Annotated in this window: 12 protein-coding genes and 1 tRNA gene; 5 read left to right on the top strand and 8 right to left on the bottom strand. The window is 60.9% G+C overall.

Annotated elements, in window-relative coordinates; all coding sequences use genetic code 11:
* Positions 1-59: 59 nt before the first annotated feature.
* The 4 genes from AZH53_RS09840 (at position 60) to AZH53_RS09825 (ending at position 1,059) form a co-directional block, all read left to right on the top strand.
* On the top strand, positions 60-386 hold the full coding sequence (locus tag AZH53_RS09840) for a hypothetical protein (RefSeq protein WP_319643344.1): 327 nt from the start codon (positions 60-62) through the stop codon (positions 384-386).
* Between the two features lie 9 nt (positions 387-395).
* Positions 396-689 (top strand): hypothetical protein, encoded by a 294-nt coding sequence (locus AZH53_RS09835; protein ID WP_319643343.1) that lies wholly within the window; start codon positions 396-398, stop codon positions 687-689.
* A gap of 74 nt (positions 690-763) precedes the next feature.
* A tRNA-Asn gene (locus AZH53_RS09830) sits at positions 764-836 on the top strand.
* A 61-nt stretch (positions 837-897) separates the two neighbouring features.
* Entirely contained in the window at positions 898-1,059 is a 162-nt protein-coding gene (locus AZH53_RS09825) for a hypothetical protein (RefSeq protein ID WP_319643342.1), read from the top strand.
* 17 nt (positions 1,060-1,076) lie between these two features.
* On the opposite strand, the gene AZH53_RS09820 is transcribed toward AZH53_RS09825, so the two are convergent.
* Positions 1,077-3,599, bottom strand: a complete 2,523-nt coding sequence (locus AZH53_RS09820; protein WP_319643341.1) for a cation-translocating P-type ATPase — start codon at positions 3,597-3,599, stop codon at positions 1,077-1,079.
* 345 nt (positions 3,600-3,944) lie between these two features.
* On the opposite strand from AZH53_RS09820, the gene AZH53_RS09815 reads away from it, so the two are divergent.
* Positions 3,945-4,625 carry a hypothetical protein gene (locus AZH53_RS09815; RefSeq protein WP_319643340.1) on the top strand — a complete coding sequence of 227 codons (681 nt, stop codon included), beginning with the start codon at positions 3,945-3,947 and terminating at the stop codon, positions 4,623-4,625.
* Here AZH53_RS09815 and AZH53_RS09810 read toward each other — a convergent pair.
* The 7 genes from AZH53_RS09810 to AZH53_RS09780 form a co-directional block, all read right to left on the bottom strand.
* On the bottom strand, positions 4,622-5,587 hold the full coding sequence (locus AZH53_RS09810) for a phosphotransferase family protein (RefSeq protein ID WP_319643339.1): 966 nt from the start codon (positions 5,585-5,587) through the stop codon (positions 4,622-4,624). The genes AZH53_RS09815 and AZH53_RS09810 overlap by 4 nt on opposite strands.
* A gap of 158 nt (positions 5,588-5,745) precedes the next feature.
* A complete protein-coding gene (locus AZH53_RS09805) occupies positions 5,746-5,973 on the bottom strand; it encodes a dodecin family protein (RefSeq protein ID WP_319643338.1) in 228 nt (75 codons plus the stop codon).
* A 135-nt stretch (positions 5,974-6,108) separates the two neighbouring features.
* The gene (locus AZH53_RS09800) at positions 6,109-11,943 is read right to left on the bottom strand and encodes a PKD domain-containing protein (RefSeq protein ID WP_319643337.1); all 5,835 of its coding nucleotides are present in this window, start codon (positions 11,941-11,943) and stop codon (positions 6,109-6,111) included.
* Between the two features lie 537 nt (positions 11,944-12,480).
* A complete protein-coding gene (locus tag AZH53_RS09795; RefSeq protein ID WP_319643336.1) occupies positions 12,481-17,337 on the bottom strand; it encodes a molybdopterin-binding protein in 4,857 nt (1,618 codons plus the stop codon).
* 499 nt (positions 17,338-17,836) lie between these two features.
* On the bottom strand, positions 17,837-19,198 hold the full coding sequence (locus tag AZH53_RS09790) for a hypothetical protein (RefSeq protein ID WP_319643335.1): 1,362 nt from the start codon (positions 19,196-19,198) through the stop codon (positions 17,837-17,839).
* Between the two features lie 102 nt (positions 19,199-19,300).
* Positions 19,301-19,771, bottom strand: coding sequence for a hypothetical protein (locus tag AZH53_RS09785; protein ID WP_319643334.1), 471 nt, complete (start codon positions 19,769-19,771; stop codon positions 19,301-19,303).
* Positions 19,772-19,856: 85 nt separating this feature from the next.
* Complete coding sequence (locus tag AZH53_RS09780; RefSeq protein ID WP_319643333.1) at positions 19,857-20,051, bottom strand: hypothetical protein; 195 nt, start codon at positions 20,049-20,051, stop codon at positions 19,857-19,859.
* Positions 20,052-20,188 lie beyond the last annotated feature (137 nt).

Genomic DNA, 20,188 nt, shown 5'->3' with positions numbered 1-20,188 from the left:
GCCTAAACATTGCCCATGAAACCACAAGTACTTTTATCCTGCCCACGCATGTATGGATAATGGACGACGCATCCCGGCAGACGCTGAAATTCAAGTTCGCAAAACTCACGATGGTCCTCAACGGGGTCTTCCTCTTCGCGGCCATCGCCATTCTCGCGATTGCGGGCATCATCCCCGTCTACCGCATCCCCGTCGCCGTCATCTTCGGCCTCGCCGCCATCGGCCTTGCGGTCTATTTTGTCTTCGCCTACCGCCGCGACAAGGCGTGGCTCGCCTCCGTTCCCGACGACAAACCGGCGGAGAACGCGGGAGCGGCGGCCGCAGGAGACGTTTCCAAGGCAGCGGATGCGAATGCGGATGCGGATGCCACAGAACCGGAGGAGTGAGGATACCCGATGCTCGAAAAACTCAGGTCAGAGGTCGAACTCGTCGCCCGCCATCTCGAGGTGGTGCGGGTGGTCGCCGAAAACCAGCCCATCGGCATCATGAAGCTCGCCGAGATGACCGGCGAGCCCTCCCACCGCATCCGCTATTCGCTCAAGGTCCTCGAGTCGCAGGGCTACATCCGGGCATCCCCCTCGGGGGCGGTGGTGACCGAGGCGGCCGATGAGATGCTTGCGCACTTCAACGAGGAGATCGATACCCTGATTGCGCTTCTCGAGGAGATGCGGGACGGAAAGGGCACATAATCCCGGCCGCCATCGGCCCAATCCATAATCTTTAATTATCACTCACGCCGACATTGTAAGGCACACAGGTGCATGCCTCCATAACTCAGTTGGTAGAGTGTCTGGCTGTTAACCAGAATGTCACAGGTTCGAGTCCTGTTGGGGGCGCTTTTTGCTTCAGAGACGATATCTCCGAACGATGTAACCCCACACATTTTTCGCAATTTTTATGAAGAGCGAACGCCGCATCCCATCCATGACCGGCGGGTCCGTGGACGCGTTGGTCCCCGACGGGGCGACGGAGGAACGCAGCGGGCCTTTTTTTTCCGTTTCCTCATCCGCTGAGCCGTCCCGCCTGCGCTTTGCGCCCCATCCGGCACTGTTCCCCTGAAGACCAGAGAACGCGGGTTAATCCGCGGGCTCTGCCGCCCGTTCGGTCAGATACTCCGCCCACTTGATCGTCTCCACCACGGCGAATGCCACAACGCAGAGGAGGGCGACGTAGGCCCAGTGCTCCGCTGCGAGGGGTACGGCATTGAACCAGGAGGGCACCGCATAGATCGCGGCCAGCTGCAATGCGAGCCCGATGAGAACGCTGAGGTAGATGAGCGGGTTGATCGTCAGGCTGCGCCGGATGTTCATGAAGAACGGTTCGTGCTCTTTCTGCGCCTGGATGCCGTTGCACCACTGGAACACCACGAACGCAGTGAAGATGATCGCATTGGCACTCTCGTAGGGGAGCCGGTCGACGAGGTGTTCGAATACCAGAAAACTTGCCACGCCCATCACGAGCCCGAAGATCAAAATCCGCGTGATCTGGCGGCGTTCGAAGAACTGCAGGGCGGGCGGTTTGGGCGGACGGTTCATGACGTCTCCCTCCTCCTTAATGAAGGGAAACGTCTTGTCCTGGACGCCGTCCGTGACCAGGTTGATCCAGAGGATCTGGATGGGGAGGAGCGGGAGGGGGAGCCCGGCAAAGATCGCGGTGCTGATGAGCACGATCTCGGAGATGGCGGTGGAGAGGAGGTAGTAGATCACCTTGCGCACGTTGTCGACGATCACCCGGCCGTTCCTGATGGCGTGGACGATCACCCGCAGGTTGTTGTCGAGGATCACCATCCTCGCGGCGCTCTTTGCCGCTTCGGTCCCCGACCCCATCGCAATCCCCAAGTCCGCCGCCTTCAGGGCAGGGACGTCGTTTACGCCATCCCCGCTCACCGCGACGATCTCGCCGCGGTCCTGCAGGACCCGCACCACCCGGTACTTATGCTCGGGGAGCACGCGGGCAAGAACCGTCGCCCTCTCCAATGCTGCCGCAAGCTCCTCGTCGTCCATGGACGCGATATCGCTCCCGGTCAGGACCGAATCCCCCTTCCTCCAGATAGCCACCTCCCCGGCGACCGACCGTGCCGTCAGGGGGTAATCGCCAGTGATCATCATCACGTGGATGCCCGCCCTGCGGGCGGTGAGCACCGATTCCCGGACGCCGTCCTTGGGGGGGTCCATGAAGCCGACGAGCCCGACGATGTCGTACCGCCACGCATCGGGATCTTCGCCCCGCCAGTCCCCCGCGCCGAACGCCAGCACCCGCAGCCCGCCGCCGGCCATGGCGTCAAGGCGGACCTTGAGGTCCTCAAGGTCGTCCCGGTTCCCGGCGTGCCGTGCCAGCTCCTCAAACGCCCCCTTGATGAAGAACCGGGTCGCCCCGTCCACCTCGTTCGCGGTCGCCATCAGCTTCATCGCGGTGTCGAAGGGGAACGTCCACGTGCGGGGATGCCGCTTGCGGACCCCGGCATACCCGTCCACCCACCGCGAGAGCGCGACGTCGATCGGGTCGCCCGACCCCTCGCCGGCATCGTTGCAGAGGGCGGCGGCGAGGGTGAGGGCCCGTTGGTCGACGGCATAGGAATCCTGCACGGCAAGCCGCCCTTCGGTGATCGTCCCGGTCTTGTCCGATGCAATCACCGTGGCGCTGCCGAGCGTCTCCACCGAGGGGAGGTGCCGGGTCAGGGTCTGTTTCCTGCTCAATGCCAGCGCACCGACCACCATCACCATCGTGACCACCAGCGGCAGCCCTTCCGGTACCGCGGAGACCAGCTCGGCCACCATGAGGTACGCGATCCCGATGAGATCCCTCCCCTGCAGGAAGGCGACCATGCCCACGAGCACGAGGAGGACGATGATCAGGACGGCGTAGCGCACCGAAAAGTGGCCGATTGCCCGGGTGAACGGGCTTTCCGAGGAGGTTTCCTGTGCCCTCTGCGCGATCTTGGCGAGATAGGTGTCGTGCCCCGTGCGCACGACAAATCCTTTCCCGGAGCCCCGGACGACGGTCGTCCCGGAGAGGAGGCTGTTGACGAGCTCGTAGGCCCGGGCATCGGGGTCGAGGACGGCCCCGTGGTCCTTGGAGACCGGGATGGACTCCCCGGTCATCGCAGACTCATCGGCAGCGAGGCCGACGCTCTCGAAGAGCCGGATATCCGCGGTGACGAGATCCCCTTCGGCGAGAAGCACGACGTCGCCGACCGCGATCTCAGAGGACGGAATTTCGACCGTCCGCCCGTCCCGGACCACCGATGCGGTGCTCTCGGTGAGCTTTTTTAAGGCGCGGATCGAGGTCTCCGCCTTCAGTTCCTGCCAGTAGCCGATGATGCCGTTGACCAGAATCAACGCGATGATGACGGCGAAATCCTTGACGTCCCCGGCGAAGAGCGAGATGACGGCAGCGGCGAAGAGGATGTAGATGAGAAAGTTGCGGAACTGCTGAAGAAAGATGCGAAACCGGCTGATCTCCTCCTCTTCGAGGACGTTTTTGCCATAGAGGTCCAGCCTCCGGCGTGCCTCCCCGTCGGAAAGCCCCTCATACGACGTGGCGAGGGATGCCTGTACCGACTCGATGTCCTGTGCATGCGGGGGGAGTTCACCGTCCATTGCCGTGATTACTCCTCTCATCGGTAACTGTACTTAAGTATTTGCGGAATGCCGGACGAGGGGTGCGGCATACGAAAGGATCGGACGTATATACCGAAGTCCACGGTTCACATACCGTTCATCTCCCTCCTCAATAGTATCCGCCGCGTTCCCACACGGCCGGTAGTGGTCGCAGATGAGATGTCCCGTCGTACCGTAATTTCAGAGAATATTTTTTTAAATCAACTCTCTTCTCACACTCCTTCCAGTAGACGCCCCCCACACATTCTGAAATTGGGGGGGCCGATTCTACCCGGGGAAACCGTTATCACCGCACAAACAGATCCCTCACAAGAAGCCATACCCATGCACTCCCGCACCATCTCTTCGCTTGCATCCGCCCTCCTCATCGTCACCTGCGCCGTCACCTGCGGCTGTGTCGCGCCGGAAGACGAGCCTGTGGCCGTCAATACCACCGTCCCCGTAGAACGCGGATGGAACCAGGCAGCGGTGGCACTCCTCGAAACCTACGTGCTGGGGGGAGCCGGACAGGAACCATACGAGAGGTTCAACGGGTCGGTGGTCTCCCCGGACCCCCTCATCCTGCCTGACTCCGACGGACATCCCCTCTATTACCGTTATTTTGTCCAAAAGGACGGTGAAATCTTTTATGCGGTGCAGGTGAGCGCGAACAAACTGCTGGGGAAAACGGTCACCCAAATCGGAGATTTTGGCTATCTCGGGAGAAATGCATCGACAAATCTCGTGAATGGGAGCGATCCCTCCGGCGGGAAATCCCCAACTGCCTACGGCACTCCGGTCCCCTCGTATGACGAGGAATATACGCACCTCATGCTGGACTGCTGGGACGTGGAAGATACCTATGCACAGAATGTGGTGAGGAATGCAGAGAATGCCGGCATTAATCTCTCGCGACCGCTTTCAGGTGACGATCAGGAACTCATCCGGGAAATCCTGTGGGAGAATATCAGGCTACGAGAAGAGCGAATGCGGGAAGTCGAGGACAAACACCACGTGGAACTTTAACGCGATGCAGTCGGCCGGTATTCCCTGTACCACCGCGGGATATCCTCCGTGAAGCCGTCATGGTCACGCCAGACCTGCTCCACCCGCTCCCACATGTAGTCGATCTGCTCGGGCGCATCCGCCGTCTCCGCGTACCAGTGTGACCAGACGATGTCCGGGATGACAGTCATGGCTGCGTAGAGGGCATATTTTTTCCAGAATACTTCGGGGACCTTCACGCCCGCATACCCGTCGATCTGCCCGGCGGCAAAGGGGATGCTCACCGCACGGGAGAAGTAGGCAAGCTTCACGAAGTCATGCACCGGGTCGCCCCAGTCATGCCGGTTGAAGTCGATGATGCCCGTAAGCCTGCCGTCTGCGACGATGAGATTTGCCGGGTGGTAGTCGTCGTGCAGGAACGACTGTTTCGGGCAGGTCAGGAACCGCTCATTGTCGGCGATCGAGGCGGCGAGGCGGTCCTTATCGACAGGTCCGCACGGGAGCTGCATCGCCTCGAAGACGGCGCACTTCCGGGCATACTTTGCAGCGAACCGTTCCCGCCAGGGACCGATGGTGGCGGGGGCCGCCATCCGGTGCACGTTTAAAAGCTCGCGGCCCGCATCGAGGCCCAGCCGGTACTGCTCGTCAGGGCTCATGGCGGGCAGCGCCTCCTCCCCGTCCACCCCCTCCATGTAATCAAGGAGCATATAGCAGAGGCGCTCGTCGCCGGATACCCCGAACTGGTACGCCCGTGGCACGAATGCGGAGTACCTGCCGACCTCTTCGATCAGGTGATACTCGTCTTCCTTGGCGGCCCGGTCCTCCCCCTCTGCGAGCGGCGTGATTCGAAGGAGATAGTCCCTCCCGTCTCCTCCATGGAGCCGGTACTTGTGATCGAACGAATAGCCCCGCTCGATCTTCGTCACCTGCGTGCACCCGGTCGACGCACACACCTGCTCTAAAATGGCCTCAAAGCGTTCCATCGTGCCCCCACTGTCACAGGTACATGAGGGCTACAGAATAGTAAAGATCTGCGACGGCCCACGAACCCCTCGCCGGGCCGGACCCTCCGGTGGAAGGGTCCCTGCCGTCAGGCGGCATGATTGACGGCACGAATGTTTCGGGTGCCGCAGAACCGCTTTTAGCTCCCCCGTTCCACGACGAAGGTCACCTTCACCACGGCACGGTACTCGACAATTGTGTCGCCGTCCACCTTCGCGGTGCACTCCTTCAGGTAGACGCCCTTGATGTCGTGGACGGATTTCGCCGCCTCCCGGACGGCATTGGCGGCGGCATCGTCCCATCCCTTCGGGGAGCTGCCGATCAGTTCCAGCACTTTGGCCACGTGGACCTCGCCTGCTTCATACATTTCTTCATTCCTCCAGGCACCCATAAGGCGCACCTCCTTCATGATGGTTTCGCCGGGAGAAGGAAACAGGGGAGGGACGAAGAACGGCCGGGCACCGTCCCGAACCGCGAATTTTAAAAAAAAAGGATGCCGGGATTATTTCTTCCCGTTTCCGTTGTTGCTCTTCTCTTTCGTCTGTCCTGAATGGTTGCCATTGTTCCCGGCATTGCCATTGTCGTTGTCGTTGTCGTTGTCGTCGTTCTCGCCCGCGTTGTCGTTGTTCGTGTCTGCATTCGAGTCGTTCGCCCCGGCGGTATCGTCGTTCCTGCCCGCATTTCCATTGTCGCTCTTGCCCTTGTCGTTGTTCGTCTCTGCATTCTCGTCGTTGGTTGCGGCGGTGTCGTCATTCGTTCCCGAACCGCTCTGGACGGCGGTGCCGGATGCAACGGTGTTCTGCTGCATGACGGTGAAGCCCATCGGGGCAGTTCCGTCCTCCATGAGCATCGCGATGATCTCGTTCGCCTCGCCGATCATGTACATCGCCGCATCATGCGGGATCTTCTTGCCGTCCTGCGCCTCCACATTGTTCACGAAGGCGCCGAGGATGTTCGCCGCGGTCTTCGGGTTCTTCTCCATCTGTTTCAGGGCTGCGTCGAGCTTTGCAAGGAGGGAGGTCTCCGTTCCCTGGTGGAGCTCCAGTGCGATGACGTACTCGCGAAGCGCCATCGTCCGGTCATAGGGGCTGGGTTCGGCAACCTCGATGGTATGGGACATCATGTCCTCCGCTCCCATGCTGTCGGTCACGGTGACATTGATCGTATAGACGCCGGCCGCCGCGTAGGCATGCGACCCGGTGACGGTGCCCGCCACATCACTGACGGTGTCGTTCATCCCGTCACCCCAGTCGATGACCGCCGCGTCCGTGTCATACGGGTCGGTGAAGAATGCGGTGAGCATCACGTCGTCGCCCGTCATCGCCGCTGTGGGCGCGTCGATGGCGGTGACGTTCGGCGCGTAATTCAGGACGATGGCGGCGACCGCCTTCACGTTGTCCCTCTTCGAGACGTTCTCACCGAGGAGCCGGAGCGGCCAGCTCGCATCATCCTCCGGGATGGCGTAGCCGTTCATCGTGTTGGCCACGAGGTAGCCGGTGCTCCGGATGGTGTCGCGGCTGTCGAAGGTCTTGGCGTAGCCATCGGACGCCGCGACGATGATGTCGTAGCCGGCCGCGGCAAGGGTCTCGTTGTACGCATGGTCGGAGTGCTGGTCCGCATCATCGACGAAGCCCTGCAGGAAGAAGAGCGGCATGCCGGCCCAGACGTTCTCGTCCGCGTCCGTGTACTCCGCATCATGGTTCGCACCGAACTGGCAGGCGAGCGCCGCCTCGAAGTAGGCCTTGTCGACGGTCGTGGTCATCCCGCCGATCCGGGTGCCGTCAAGTTCGAGGTCCCAGCCGGCCGCGGCGGTCGAATAGACGGCAATCTCGGTTACGTACTTCGCCGAGGTGCCCGCACAGGAGGGGTAGAAGATACCGGGGGCGTACTGCCCGTAGACCGGGTCGCTTGCGCTGTAGGACTGGAAATAGTAGTGCCAGTACCCCTCGGGCAGGCTCTCGTGCATGTCCCACTGGCCGTAGATGGTGTCCTCGGGCATGAAGAAGAGGCGCATGCCGTCCTTGTAGCCGGGCACGAACGCACCGTCGGCATACCACGCGATGATCGCATCGCCCTGGTGCTCGTAGATCTCCGCCGTCGGGTAGATGGAGGTGTAGGGCAGGACGGTTTCGTAGCCGTCACTCGCGATGAAGACGATATCGGTGCCTACACCCATGCCGCCCACGAGGCCGACGAGGTCGGCGACCCTTGTTCCCTTCACGGCATTGGAGATCTTGACGCCGCCCTTCGTGTCGTTGTCAACACCCCAGATATCCTCCGGGTCACCGGTGATGGCCTGGTAGGAGTGCAGGGTCTCACCGTCGCCGATGACATCGAACTGCACCATCATCTCCGTGTAGTCGATCCAGACCTCGTCCGCGACCGTCTGCCCGTCCGCACCGTACTTCACGATGTGGAGCTGCGGAATTTCGGTCGGTTCGCCAAACTCGGTCAGCTCGATCTCGGCGATATTGCCGACGGCCTTGCCGCCCAGGGCCCCGTCGGTGGCGACGCCGTCGCCCACGAGGCGCAGCGGCCACGACTCATCGAGCGGTGCGCCGTTCACCTTGTCCGCGACGATATACCCGTCATTCCATGCGACGTCGGCGCTCGCAAAGGCCTTGGAATAGCCGTCGCCGGCCTTCACGGTGATCGTGTACCCGGCCCCCGCGGCGGTCGCGTCGAACGCGTGCGGGATGCGGTCGTCGACCCATCCGCAGAGGAACCAGAGCGGCATCCCCGACCAGACGTTGCCGTCGATATCAGTCCAGGAAACGTTGTGCCCTGAACCGGGGCAGGCGAGACCCTCCTCGAACTCCGCCTGCGGGATCACATCGGTGATCTTCCCCGAGAGGTTCAGGTTCCAGCTGCCCGGCGCTGCGGCAGGCGTCTGGAGCTCGAGAATCTCGATTGCGGCGATGCTCCCCACCTTGTCCTTGCCGGAGGTGACGGCAGGCCCGATGAGCTTGAGCGGGTAGCCGCCCTCTGCGTCGAGTTCGGTGCCGTTCAGCATGTTCGCGACGATGTAGCCGTCGTTACGGGCAACGTCATCCGCGTAGAACGTCCGCGTGTACCCGTCCTCTGCGATCACGTTGATCGTGTAGTTGCCGGCGGCGACACCATCATTGAAGGTCCAGTGGTCATAAAGTTCGTAGTCATCGATGGCGCCAAGAAGCACCCAGAGGGGCACGCCAGACCAGGTGTCGTCCCCGTCGATATAGGTGACGAGGTGGCCGGAGCCGGGGCACGCGAGGCCCTCCTCGAACTCGGACTGGGTGATCGTATCGCCGACCTCCCCTGCCATCGCGAGTGTCCAGCCTTCGGCGGGTGCCGGCAGGCCGGTAAGCTCGATGCGGGCGATGTTGCCCACCTGCTGGCCGCCGAAGACCGCAGCGCCCTTCAGCTGAAGCGGCCAGAACGGCTTGCCGCCGTCGGTCAGGAGCGGGAGTTCGGTGCCGTTGAGGGTGTTTGCAACGATGTAGCCGTCATTGCGGGCGATGTCAACGCTGGAGAGCGTCGTCGACCACCCGTCGCCCGCGATCACTTCGACTTCGTAGTCCGTTGCGGCGATCGCGTCGTTGAAGTTGTAGTGCTCGGGACCGACATCGGGGTCGTCGTCGACCATCGAAACGAGCACCCAGAGCGGGATGCCGCCCCAGACGTTCATGTCGTCGTCGGTCCACTCGACATAGTGGCCGGAGGACGGGCAGGCAAGGCCCTCTTCAAAGAATGCCTTCGAGACGGTCTCGTCCATCGCGCCGGAGAGCTCGAGCGTCCAGTCGTCCGGCGTGACACCGGTCGATACGACGGTCAGGACCGCCGCGGTCGCCTTCGCCTGCACCTCGGCAAGGTCGGTTTTGTCCACGACATCTGCCGCGTAATAGAACTCGACGGTCTCGCCGCCGACAAGTTCGATCACGTTGAGGCCCGCGGGGTTGTTCTTGTAGCCGTCCTTAAAGACGCCGTCGACATAGGCATACCACTTGCCGGGGTCATTGTACAGGTACACATCCACGTTGTCGAGGAGGAGCACCTCATCAAATGTCCACCGGCTGTCGGTCACGTCATAGGTGAACCCGCCGGCCGATGCAGCCTTATCGAGCGCCCCGAGGGGCGTCGTCTCGTTTACGATGTAGGTCGCAGCGGAGTTGTAGGCGACGACATCAAAGGTCGCCTCCGGGTCGAGGACGACCGTGCCGTCGAAGAGGACATCATACGGCAGCGGCAGTTCGACATCGGTGAGTACCGCCGCGGTCGCCTTCGCCTTCACCTCGGCAAGGTCGGTTTTGTCCACGACATCTGCCGCGTAATAGAACTCGACGGTCTCGCCGCCGACAAGTTCGATCACGTTGAGGCCCGCGGGGGTGTTCTTGTAGCCGTCCTTAAAGACGCCGTCGACATAGGCATACCACTTGCCGGGGTCATTGTACAGGTACGTATCCACGTTGTCGAGGAGGAGCACCTCATCAAATGTCCACCGGCTGTCGGTCACGTCATAGGTGAACCCGCCGGCCGATGCAGCCTTATCGAGCGCCCCGAGGGGCGTCGTCTCGTTCACGATGTAGGACATCGCAAGGTTGTTGTACGGGACGACCTCGAAGGTCGCACCGGGCGCAAGCGTCACCGCACCGTCATAGAGGACGTCCATCGTCGGCGGCGCAGACGCGATCTCCGCGATTGTGAGCACCGCCGCCGTCGCCTTCCCCTGCACTTCGGCAAGGTCAGCCGGGTCGAGGACGGCGGCCGCGTAGTAGAACTCGACGGTGTCGCCCTCCACAAGTTCAAGGACGTTCAGGCCCGCGGGCGTGTTCATGTAGCCGTCCTTGTAGACGTCATTGACATAGGCATACCAGTACCCGGGGCTCTTCCGGAGATAGGTCTCCACGTTGTCGAGGAGGAGCACCGAATCATACGCGTAGCGCTTGTCGGTCACATCGTAGGCGAGGCCGGTCGCATCGAGCGCCCCGAGGGGCGTCGTCTCGTTCACCGTATACGTCTCGGAGGAGTCGTAGGCGACGACATCGAACGTCGCACCGGCGGCGAGCGTCACCGCACCGTCGTAGAGGACGTCCATCGCAGGCGGCGCCGTCACCGTGATGTAGTCCGTCTTGACCTCGTCATCGCTGCCGACGGCATTTGTCACGGTGAGGGTGACCGTGTATGTTCCGGGGGTGGCGTATTCAAAGACCGTATCCTGCAGGGTGGAATCCACCGTGCCGTCACTCTCGAAGTCCCATGCCCATGCGGTCGGGACACCCGTGGACTCGTCGGTGAACCGGACGGTCAGGGGAGCGACACCGCTCGTCACATCCGCCGTGAAGGCGGCAACGGGTGCCACCGGGGCCGCTGTCACCGTGATGTAGTCCGCCCGGACCTCGTCGTCACTCCCCCCGTCGTTCGTGACGGTGAGGGTGACGGTGTACGTGCCGGCGGCGGCATAGACATGGCCCGGGTTCTGCTGGGTGGAATCCACCGTCCCGTCGCTCTCGAAGTCCCACGCCCATGCCGCCGGGTCACCGATGGACAGGTCGGTGAACTGGACGGTCAGGGGGGCGACACCGCCCGTCACATCCGCCGTGAATGCGGCGGTCGGCAGTGCGGGGTCGTCGGAAAGGATCGTGATCTCGGCGACCCACTTCACCGAGAGCCCCGTGGTGGTGGGATACTTCTCGGTGGGTGAGGCATAGTAGTAGTACCAGTAGTCGTCATCCGCTGCAAGGTACCAGTCATAGTTCCCGAAGGCGTGGACGCCGAAGGGGTTTGTTGCGTTGTCAGCGAACCAGACGAGCCGCATGCCCTCCCAGTACCCCGTCTCGGAGGGATACGGGTCGGGATAGGTGGCAAGCCCGTCGCAGTACCACGTGACAACCATCGGGCCTTCGCGGGACGTGTAGTTGTACACGTTCTCCCACTCAAACGCCTTGGATAAGCCGTCTTCGGCCACGACGAGGACTTCCTCACCGTCGTTCATTCCGCCGACAAGGTCACAGAGGTCTTTCAGGTTCGTCCCCTTGACGGCCCCCATGTCCTTATCGAGGACGTTTGCATCCTCTTCCGGGTTCCACCGGAGCGCCTGTTCGATTGCATCATCAGAGTCGTCCTTGAAGACCGGCCCCTGGTGGTAGTAGTGCGTTATCCCATCGCCGTAGACGGGGAGGTTCGCCTCCATCCACGGGATGTCCACGGTCTGCTGCGCAAGGACGGTCGACCCGTCGCTCGCGAGCTTTGTGATGGTCAGTTCGGTGGTCGCGTTCGCCGCACTTGCGGGTGCAGCCACGAGCAGAGCCATCAAAATAATCAGTATCGTCAATACAGTTGTTCGTCGGAATTGTTTCATTCATTCACCTCTTCAATCACCTTCGGTATGGCAAGGGGTTCCGGCACCCCATATGCCGGAACCAGCACCCCCCGGATCAAATGCAGATGCCCGTCGGTACACCAACAGGACATGGCATTGGAATGGGCACCGCGGCATATAATGCCTCTGTTCACTCGTGTTGGTTAACCCGGTTTACCAAACTAGCATACTATAAAAAACATGTAGGATTTTGACTATCAGTTTTGATAACCATTAAATAGGAAAACGTGTCTGAAAACGAGTTTTCGGTGAACATTTTCCCCCCCATGCGGCAGTAGAAACGGAGGGAACGGGAGTGCACCACCGGCCCATCGCCCCACGGATGAGGAACAGCGGACTTCCGGGCGGACCATGGGGACAGACTATCTGATCGTGACCGACCGGATTACACGGAGAAACGGGAATCGGTAATTTGTTTGCAGGCGGTATCGTCGCTCTCCAACAACCGCTGCAATATCTCTCCAACCCGAACGAGGGGTGGATGGTATTCCACGTCCCCGGGTGAATTAAAAAAAGTTATCTGGGTGAGGGGAAGGTGTACCGCTGCGCATACATACGCAGGTTCTCGTATCCCTTCATCGGTCCGATGGTAAGACCCACATCAATGCCGTCATCATACGTGAACGCACTGAAGTCAGCCTTTTCCATGAACACATCCAGGGTGCCGTCAACCAGACTGATTTTCACCTGCACGAACGGGTCGGTGCCGGAGGGACTCTGATAGGTGTACACACCCTTCTTCTCGGTCCATTCGCCGACAGGTATCTCCACGAGGTATCCGTCGAGGTCGATTACGACGGCATCCGTTGTCAGATCTGCGGTCTTGCCCACAGGAAGAACGAATGCGGCATCCAGTGACAGGGCATCGCTGCCGGCGCTGCGGCCGTATTCGATCCATCCGTCGCTTACATCAAAGCTCTGGAAGATGTTGCTGATCAGCTCGATCTTCACGATCTCGCCGACCGACTGCCTCCTTGAGACATTCGCACCGACAAGCTTGAGCGGCCAGTCACCCTCCGGCAGCGTCAGGCCGCCCACCGAATTCGCGACGATGTAATCGGTGCTCCGGATGACGTCCTGGCTGTTGAGTGTGACCGAATAGCCGTCGGCTGCGGTAATCACGACATCATAGCCTTCGAGCGCCAGATCTTCGTTAAACGCCTGATCCGAGTGCATATCCGCATCATCGACGAATCCCATCAGGAACCAGAGCGGCATGCCTTCCCAGACATTGCCGTCGGCATCGGTGAAGGTTGCGTCGTGGTTTGCGCCGAACTGGCAGGCGAGCGCCGCCTCGAAGTACGCCTTGTTGATCGTGTACTCTATGCCGCCGACAGCGGTACCGTCAAGCTCGAGGTTCCAGTCGGGTTCGGGGACGGTATAGACATAGATCTCAGCCACAAACTTCGCCGAGGTGCCGGCGCAGGACGGGTAGAGGACGCCCGGAGCGTACTCCGCGTAGACCGGGTCGTTTTCACTGTACGGCTGGTAGTAGTAGTGCCAGTGTCCTGCAGGCATCGTCTCGTGCATATCCCACTGTCCGTAGAGGTGGTCTTCCGGCGTGAAGAAGAGACGCATGCCGTCACGGTAGCCGGGGACGTAGGAGCCGTCGGCATACCATGCGAGGATCGCATCGCCCTGGCGTTCCTGGATTTCAGGTGTCGTGTAGATGGAGGTGTACGGCAGGATGGTCTTGTAGCCGTCGTCTGCCATGAAGACGATGTCGGTGCCCTCGCCCATGCCGCCGACGAGGCCGACGAGGTCAATGACCTTCGTACCCTTCACGGCGTTGGCGATCTTGGTGCCGCCCTTCGTCTCGTCTGCAACACCCCACGGGTCTGCGGGGTCCATCGTGACGCCCTGGTAGTAATAGACGGTCTCGCCGTCACCGACGACCTCGAACTGCTGCATCATCTCGGTGTAGTCGATCCATACCTCGTCAACGATGGTCTGCCCGTCTTCACCGAACTTCACGATGTGGAGCTGCGGGATCTCGGTCGGTTCGTTAAATTCGGTCAGTTCGATCTCGGCGATCCCGCCGACGGCCATGCCGCCGAGGCTGCCGTCGTCATTGGCGACACTCTCGCCCACGAGGCGCAGCGGCCAGGAGTCCTCAAGCGGTACGCCATTGCACTGGTTTGCGATGATGAAGCCGTCGCTCCATGCGACGTCGGCGCTTGCAAAGGCCTTGGAGTAGCCGTCACCGGCCTTCACGGTGATCGTGTAGCCTGCCATGGCGGCGGTGGAGCTGAATTCGTGCGGGAGGCGGTCGTCGACCCATCCGCAGAGGAACCAGAGCGGGATGCCGGACCAGACGTTGCCTTCGCCATCGGTCCACTCGACACAGTGGCCGGAGTAGGGACAGGCAAGGGCCGCTTCAATCTCCGCCTGCGTGAGGACATCGGAGATGAGACCCTTCATGGCGAGGTTGTAGCTGCCGGGTTCGGCCGCGGCGGTCTGGAGGGACGGAAGCGTGATCGCGTCGATGCCGCCGACACTCATGCCGCCGAGGGAGCCGTCATCCTTCTCGACACCCGTTCCTACGAGGCGGAGCGGGTACTCGTCTGCGGGGAGCTCCTCCCCGTTCTTCAGGTTGGCAACAATGTAGGCGTCGCTGTAGGCGATACCTTCGCTGCTGAGGGTCTTTGCGTAGTCGGTGTCGACGTCGGCGATGACGATGTCATAGCCGGTTGCCATGAGGGCCTCGTCGATGGTCCAGTGGGATTCCACTTCATAGTCGTCGACAGCACCGACGACGTACCAGAGCGGCATGCCGGTCCAGGTGTCGCCGTTGATGTCGGTGTAGGTTGCGGGGTGGCCGCTGACGCCCCACTCGAACTCTGCCTGGGTGATGACGTCGTCGACTTCACCGTTGAGGGCAAGCGTCCATCCCGCAGGCGGCTCCGGAAGCCCGGAAAGCTCGATGCGGGCGATGTTGCCGACCTGCTGGCCGCCGAAGATCGCAGCTCCCTTGAGCTGGAGCGGCCAGAACGGCTTGCCGTCGGCGGTCAGGAGCGGGAGTTCCTCGCCGTTGAGGGTGTTTGCAATGATGTAGCCGTCATTGCGTGCGATGGCGGCACTGGAGAGCGTGGTCGACCAGCCGTCGCCGGCGATGACTTCGATCTCGTAGTCCTGTGCGGCAAGGTCGTCGTTAAAGTTGATGTGGTCGTCTCCCACGTCGGGGTTGTCGTCCACCATGGCGACGAGCACCCAGAGCGGGATGCCGCCCCAGACATTGCCGTCCTCGTCGGTCCACTCAGCAGAGTGGACGCAGGCGATGCCGGACTCAAAGTCGGCCTTGGTGACGGTTGCGTCCATCGCGCCGGCGAGGGCGAGCGTCCAGGTGTCTGGCGTGACACCGGTGGAGGCTGTCGTCAGCACGGCTGCGATCGTCTTGCTCTTGACTTCGGCAAGGTCGGCCGGAGCGGAGACATTTTCCGCGTAGTAGAACTCGACACGGTCGCCGTCGGCGAGCTCGATCAGGTTCAGGGCACCGGCTGCGTTGTTGTAGCCGTCCTTGTACTCGTCATTGACGTAGGCATACCAGTAGCCGGGGGTCTTGCGGAGATAGCTGTCCACGTTGTCCACCAGCAGTGCGCCGGAGGTGGCGTAGTTCTTGTCCGTGACATCGTAGGTGAGGCCAGTTGCCTTGAGGGCCCCGAGGGGCGTCGTCTCGCTCACGGTGTAGGTCGCACCGGAGTTGTAGGCGACGACGTCAAAGGTTGCGTCGGGGTCGAGGGACACCGTGCCGTCGTAGATCACGTCATACGCAAGCGGCAGGGCAACGACGGTCTTCACCGCGGCGGTGGCTGCGGCCTGCATGCCGGCGAGGTCGGCCGGGTCCGCGATGTCTGCTGCGTAGTAGTACTCGACGGTGTCGCCGTCGGCGAGCTCGATCACGTTCAGGCCCGCGGGCGTGTTCATGTACCCGTCCTTGTAGACGCCGTTCACGTAGGCATACCAGTAGCCGGGGGCCTTGCGGAGGTAGGTCTCCACGTTGTCGAGGAGGAGCACGTCATCATACGCATAGCGCTTGTCGCTCACATCGTAGGTGAGGCCGGTCGCCTGGAGAGCTCCGAGCGGCGTCGTCTCGCTTACGGTGTAGGTGATCCCTGTCGGATCGTTGACATACGAGGTCACATCGAAGGTCGCACCGGGCGTCAGCGTCACTTCACCGTCGTAGAGGACGTCCATGACAGGGCCCGTCTGGATGACCGCGACGGTCTTCACCGCGGCGGTGGCTGCGGCCTGCATGCCGGCGAGGTCGGTCGGGTCGGCGATGTCTGCTGCGTAGTAGTACTCAACGGTGTCACCGGTCACAAGCTCGATCACGTTGACGGCGTCGGGCTTGTTCATGTACCCGTCCTTGTAAACGTCGTTCACGTAGGCATACCAGTAGCCGGGCGTCTTGCGGAGGTAGGTGTCGATGTTGTCGACGAGGAGCACGCCGTCGTCATATACGTAGCGCTTGTCGCTCACATCGTAGGTGAGGCCCGTTGCCTGGAGAGCGCCCAAGGGCGTCGTCTCGCTCACGGTGTAGGTGATCCCGTTCGGGTCGTTGACATAGGAGGTCACATCGAAGGTCGCACCGGGCGTCAGCGTCACCGGGCCGTCGTAGAGGACGTCCATTCCCGGAGCGGGGTCGTCACTGAGGATCTGGATCTCCGCGACGACCTTCACCGAGAGACCGGTGGTCGTGGGGTACCTCTCGGTTGCCGAGCCATAGTAGTAGTAATAATACGCCTCATCGGCGGCGAGGTACCAGTCGTAGTTCCCGAAGGCGTGAATGCCCCAGGGATTCGTGGAGTCGTCAGCGAGCCAGACGAGCCGCATGCCCTCCCAGTAGCCGGTATCGGATGGATACGGAGCAGGATAGGCGTCAAGCCCGTCGCAGTACCAGGAGATGATCATCGGGCCTTCGCGAGACGAGTAATTGTACACGTTCTCGTAGGCAAAGGGCTTCGAGAAGCCGTCTTCGGCAACGACGAGCAGTTCTTCACCCTCGTTCATGCCGCCGACAAGATCACAGAGGTCCCTGACATTCGTGCCCTTCACGGCACCCATGTCCTTTTCTTTAACATTGAGATCCTCATCCGGATTCCAGCGGAGCATTTCCTCTATTGCCGGATCGTCAGGATAGTCGCTGAAGACCGGTCCCTGGTGGTAGTAGTGCGTTACCCCATCGCCGTAGACGGGCATGTTTGCCTCCATATACGCGATGTCCACCGTCTGCTGGTCAAGGACGGTGACACCGTCGTTTGCCAGTTTGGTGACGGTCAGCTCGGTGGTGTACGCACTTGCGGGTGCGGCCACGAGCATGACCAGCATGAGTAGTAGAAAAGTCGATACCGAAATTCTTGACAGATTGTTCATAGTTTCACCTTTTGCAATCACCTTGTCAGACCGCCCGACCTTTTGGGGATGAGGCCGGACGGCACCGTGGTCGAAATCAGATGCCCGTCAATACACACAAACAGACATGAAAATGAGGTCATCCGGGCCGGATATAAGAACTGTGTTTAAATAAAACGATTTATCAATTGAACACGGTTGACTGGGATATATATAACCCGCCGCCATTCGACTATCAAATCTGCCAACCATTAAGTAGGAGTTTTGGTTCGATTGCGACGTTGAAATTCGGTCAATTCTTTCATTTAATCTAAAATTATCCAATTAAAGAACTAAATAATAAAATATCAGAGTTATTTGAAAATTCGGATAATATTTTGCAAACCATGTTTCCTTTAAAAGGACAAGGCATGCGCTCTCTGAAATAAGCCACAAATGTTTATTAAACCAGATAAATTACGGCAAAATGCTCATATATCAGAAGGCAATTTGGAGAAAAAATGGGACGAGGAGATCCCCCTTACTCCCGCCGCACCTGTGTACCGCCAGCGGCACAGGCGAGGGCTGCCGCAATGGTGAGGACGACCACGAGGATGCCGGGGCCCGACTCGCCGGTCGGGGCGGCGGGGGCGGCGTCCGTTGCAACGACCGCCCAGGTGGAGAAGCGGTTCGTGGTTGCAGTGAGCGTTCCCCTGCCGGTGTCAACCTTGGTGGGCATGAGCGTCCATGCCCCTTCGCCGCGGTCCCAGCGGGCAAGGGCGAGGTGGGAGGCGCTGCCGCCCGCCGCCGCGAGGTCGCCTGCGGCGTAGGTGACGGTGACGGTCGCGTCCTTTGCAAGAAGGCCCGTCAGGCCGTCGACGGTGAACGCGGTCGTGCCGGCCGCGGCCCCGGCGGGCAGGGCCGGGAGGGCGCCTGCGTACGGGGCGACGGTGACGTCGGTCTCGGCGAATACCGCACCCTTCGGGAAGGAGATCGTAACCGTGCCCTCAGGGACGGCGAGGATGCCGCCCGCCTCGGGGGTGATGGTCAGGGTCGCCGCGGTGAAGGGCGGGATGTATTCCTCGGCGACGGTGAAGGTCGCGGTCGCCTCGTCGAGGACGGTGCCGTCCTCGAGCGTCATCGCCGAGGTGACCGTGTAGGTGCCGACGGGCAGGCCGGTGGCAAGCGGTGTTTCGAAGGCGACGGTCTGGCCGGGGATCACCGCCCGCGAGAAGGGATCGGACGTGGCGGTCGCAACGGTCGTGCCCGCAGCGTCGGTGACGGAAAGCGTGTTGACGGCGCCGTAGTAGTGATGGTTGCCGGTGTTCGTAAGGGCCGTGGTTACGACGATGGGCTTTCCGGCGACGACCTCGCCCACCGAGACGGTGCCGACGTCACCGGTCTCGATTGCACTCGTCCCGGCGATGGTGAGCATCACGGGCACCGCGACAGCGGTCGCAAAGGAGGCCTGCGCCCCGCCGGTCGTGGCAGGGTGGATGAGGATGATCGCGTAGCGCCCGCCGCTCCCGACGTTTGCGGGCACGTCGACGACCGCGTTGAAGGCGACCCGGTCGCCGGGTTCAAGATGGACGAGGGTCTCTTCGGTCGTAACAAACGACCGGGCGGAGTAGGGACTGTTGTCATCCGCGGCGGCGAGACCGGTGTACGACCCGCCGTCGAGCGACTGGCCGAAGCCGAGGACGTCGACGGCATAGTCGGCGGCGCCGTCGGTTTCCTTGATGGAGACGGCCATGGGGAAGAGGTACGTCGTGCCGGGCTCGACGTCGTACATGATCTTTGCCCCCTCCACCTTGACGGCGGTGCCGGGCGAGACAACGAGCGCCGCGAGGAGGAGCACCGCGGCGGCGGCACAGAGGATGCGGATGCGGTAACTATTGTTCATTGATTATTCTCCGATGTATGTAGGTTGGAGTTACAAGGAAAAAGAGTTGTGATACGCCCCGACAGGCATGGGGCGTATCGGTGTCATGGTTTAGGGAGATGTCTAGACTGCAGTTCCAATGAAAGTGACCGTAATATCATAATCACCATTCACATCTGCTGCGTCAACGATCTGCTCAAAATAAACAGTAGTCTCTGAGTTAACACAGGGTGCAGCGCCTTCGATAAGCGTCGGGCCAGTTGCCAGCGAGATGTACGAACCCTGAGTAAGGCTTATTCCGATTGGGTTGCTGAGCGTAACCAGATCGACATCGTTGTACATGAATCCACCATTACTACCCGATGCCACAATATCCCAATCGTCCGAGGATGTCGTTACTTTCACAGTTGTGCTACCAGTTCCGGCAGTTGTACGAGACATGGCAGAAAGATCAAAATCAGCACCTGCCGTTACTTCAATGTCAAGTCCAATATTACCTGAAACAACAACCGAATCTTCGGCCGCCATTGCCGCTCCCGGCAGGGCCAGGAGCACGATAAGGGCGAGTGCGCCCATGATAAACATTCTCTTCATTCGTTCATTCCTCCAGTAGGAATAATAAACGATGAACCCGGCCTTTTAATAATTATTTGTAATTTATAGATTTGAGTAAATTTAATTAAATTGACGGGGTGACCACTGCGGCAACCCCCGGCAGGAGGGTGCAGACGGGGGAGGGAGACGCCGCGGGCGGGGCCTTTTGTTCGCATCCGGCACCTCTGCAGCGGCGGTCGGGACATTTCGGGACGGAGGATGCTTCGATGGGCCTGAGGCACCGGGGGACGAGTTCCCGTCGGCCAGGAATGAATGCCATTATTGCATATCGCACCGCGCAGACAAGGATGTGGCCGGAGCCACAATATCCGTTAAGGTGCCCCGCCCACCGCATCATCGACCAATTTGATAGAAGAAATAAAAACGGATATCCAAACAAAAACACGTGCGAAGAAC

The sequence above is a fragment of the Methanovulcanius yangii genome (assembly GCF_018687785.1).
Taxonomy (GTDB): Archaea; Halobacteriota; Methanomicrobia; order Methanomicrobiales; family Methanomicrobiaceae; genus Methanovulcanius; species Methanovulcanius yangii.
The sequence above is the reverse complement of the archived record's forward strand: the minus strand, read 5'-3'. Positions and strand labels throughout refer to the sequence as shown.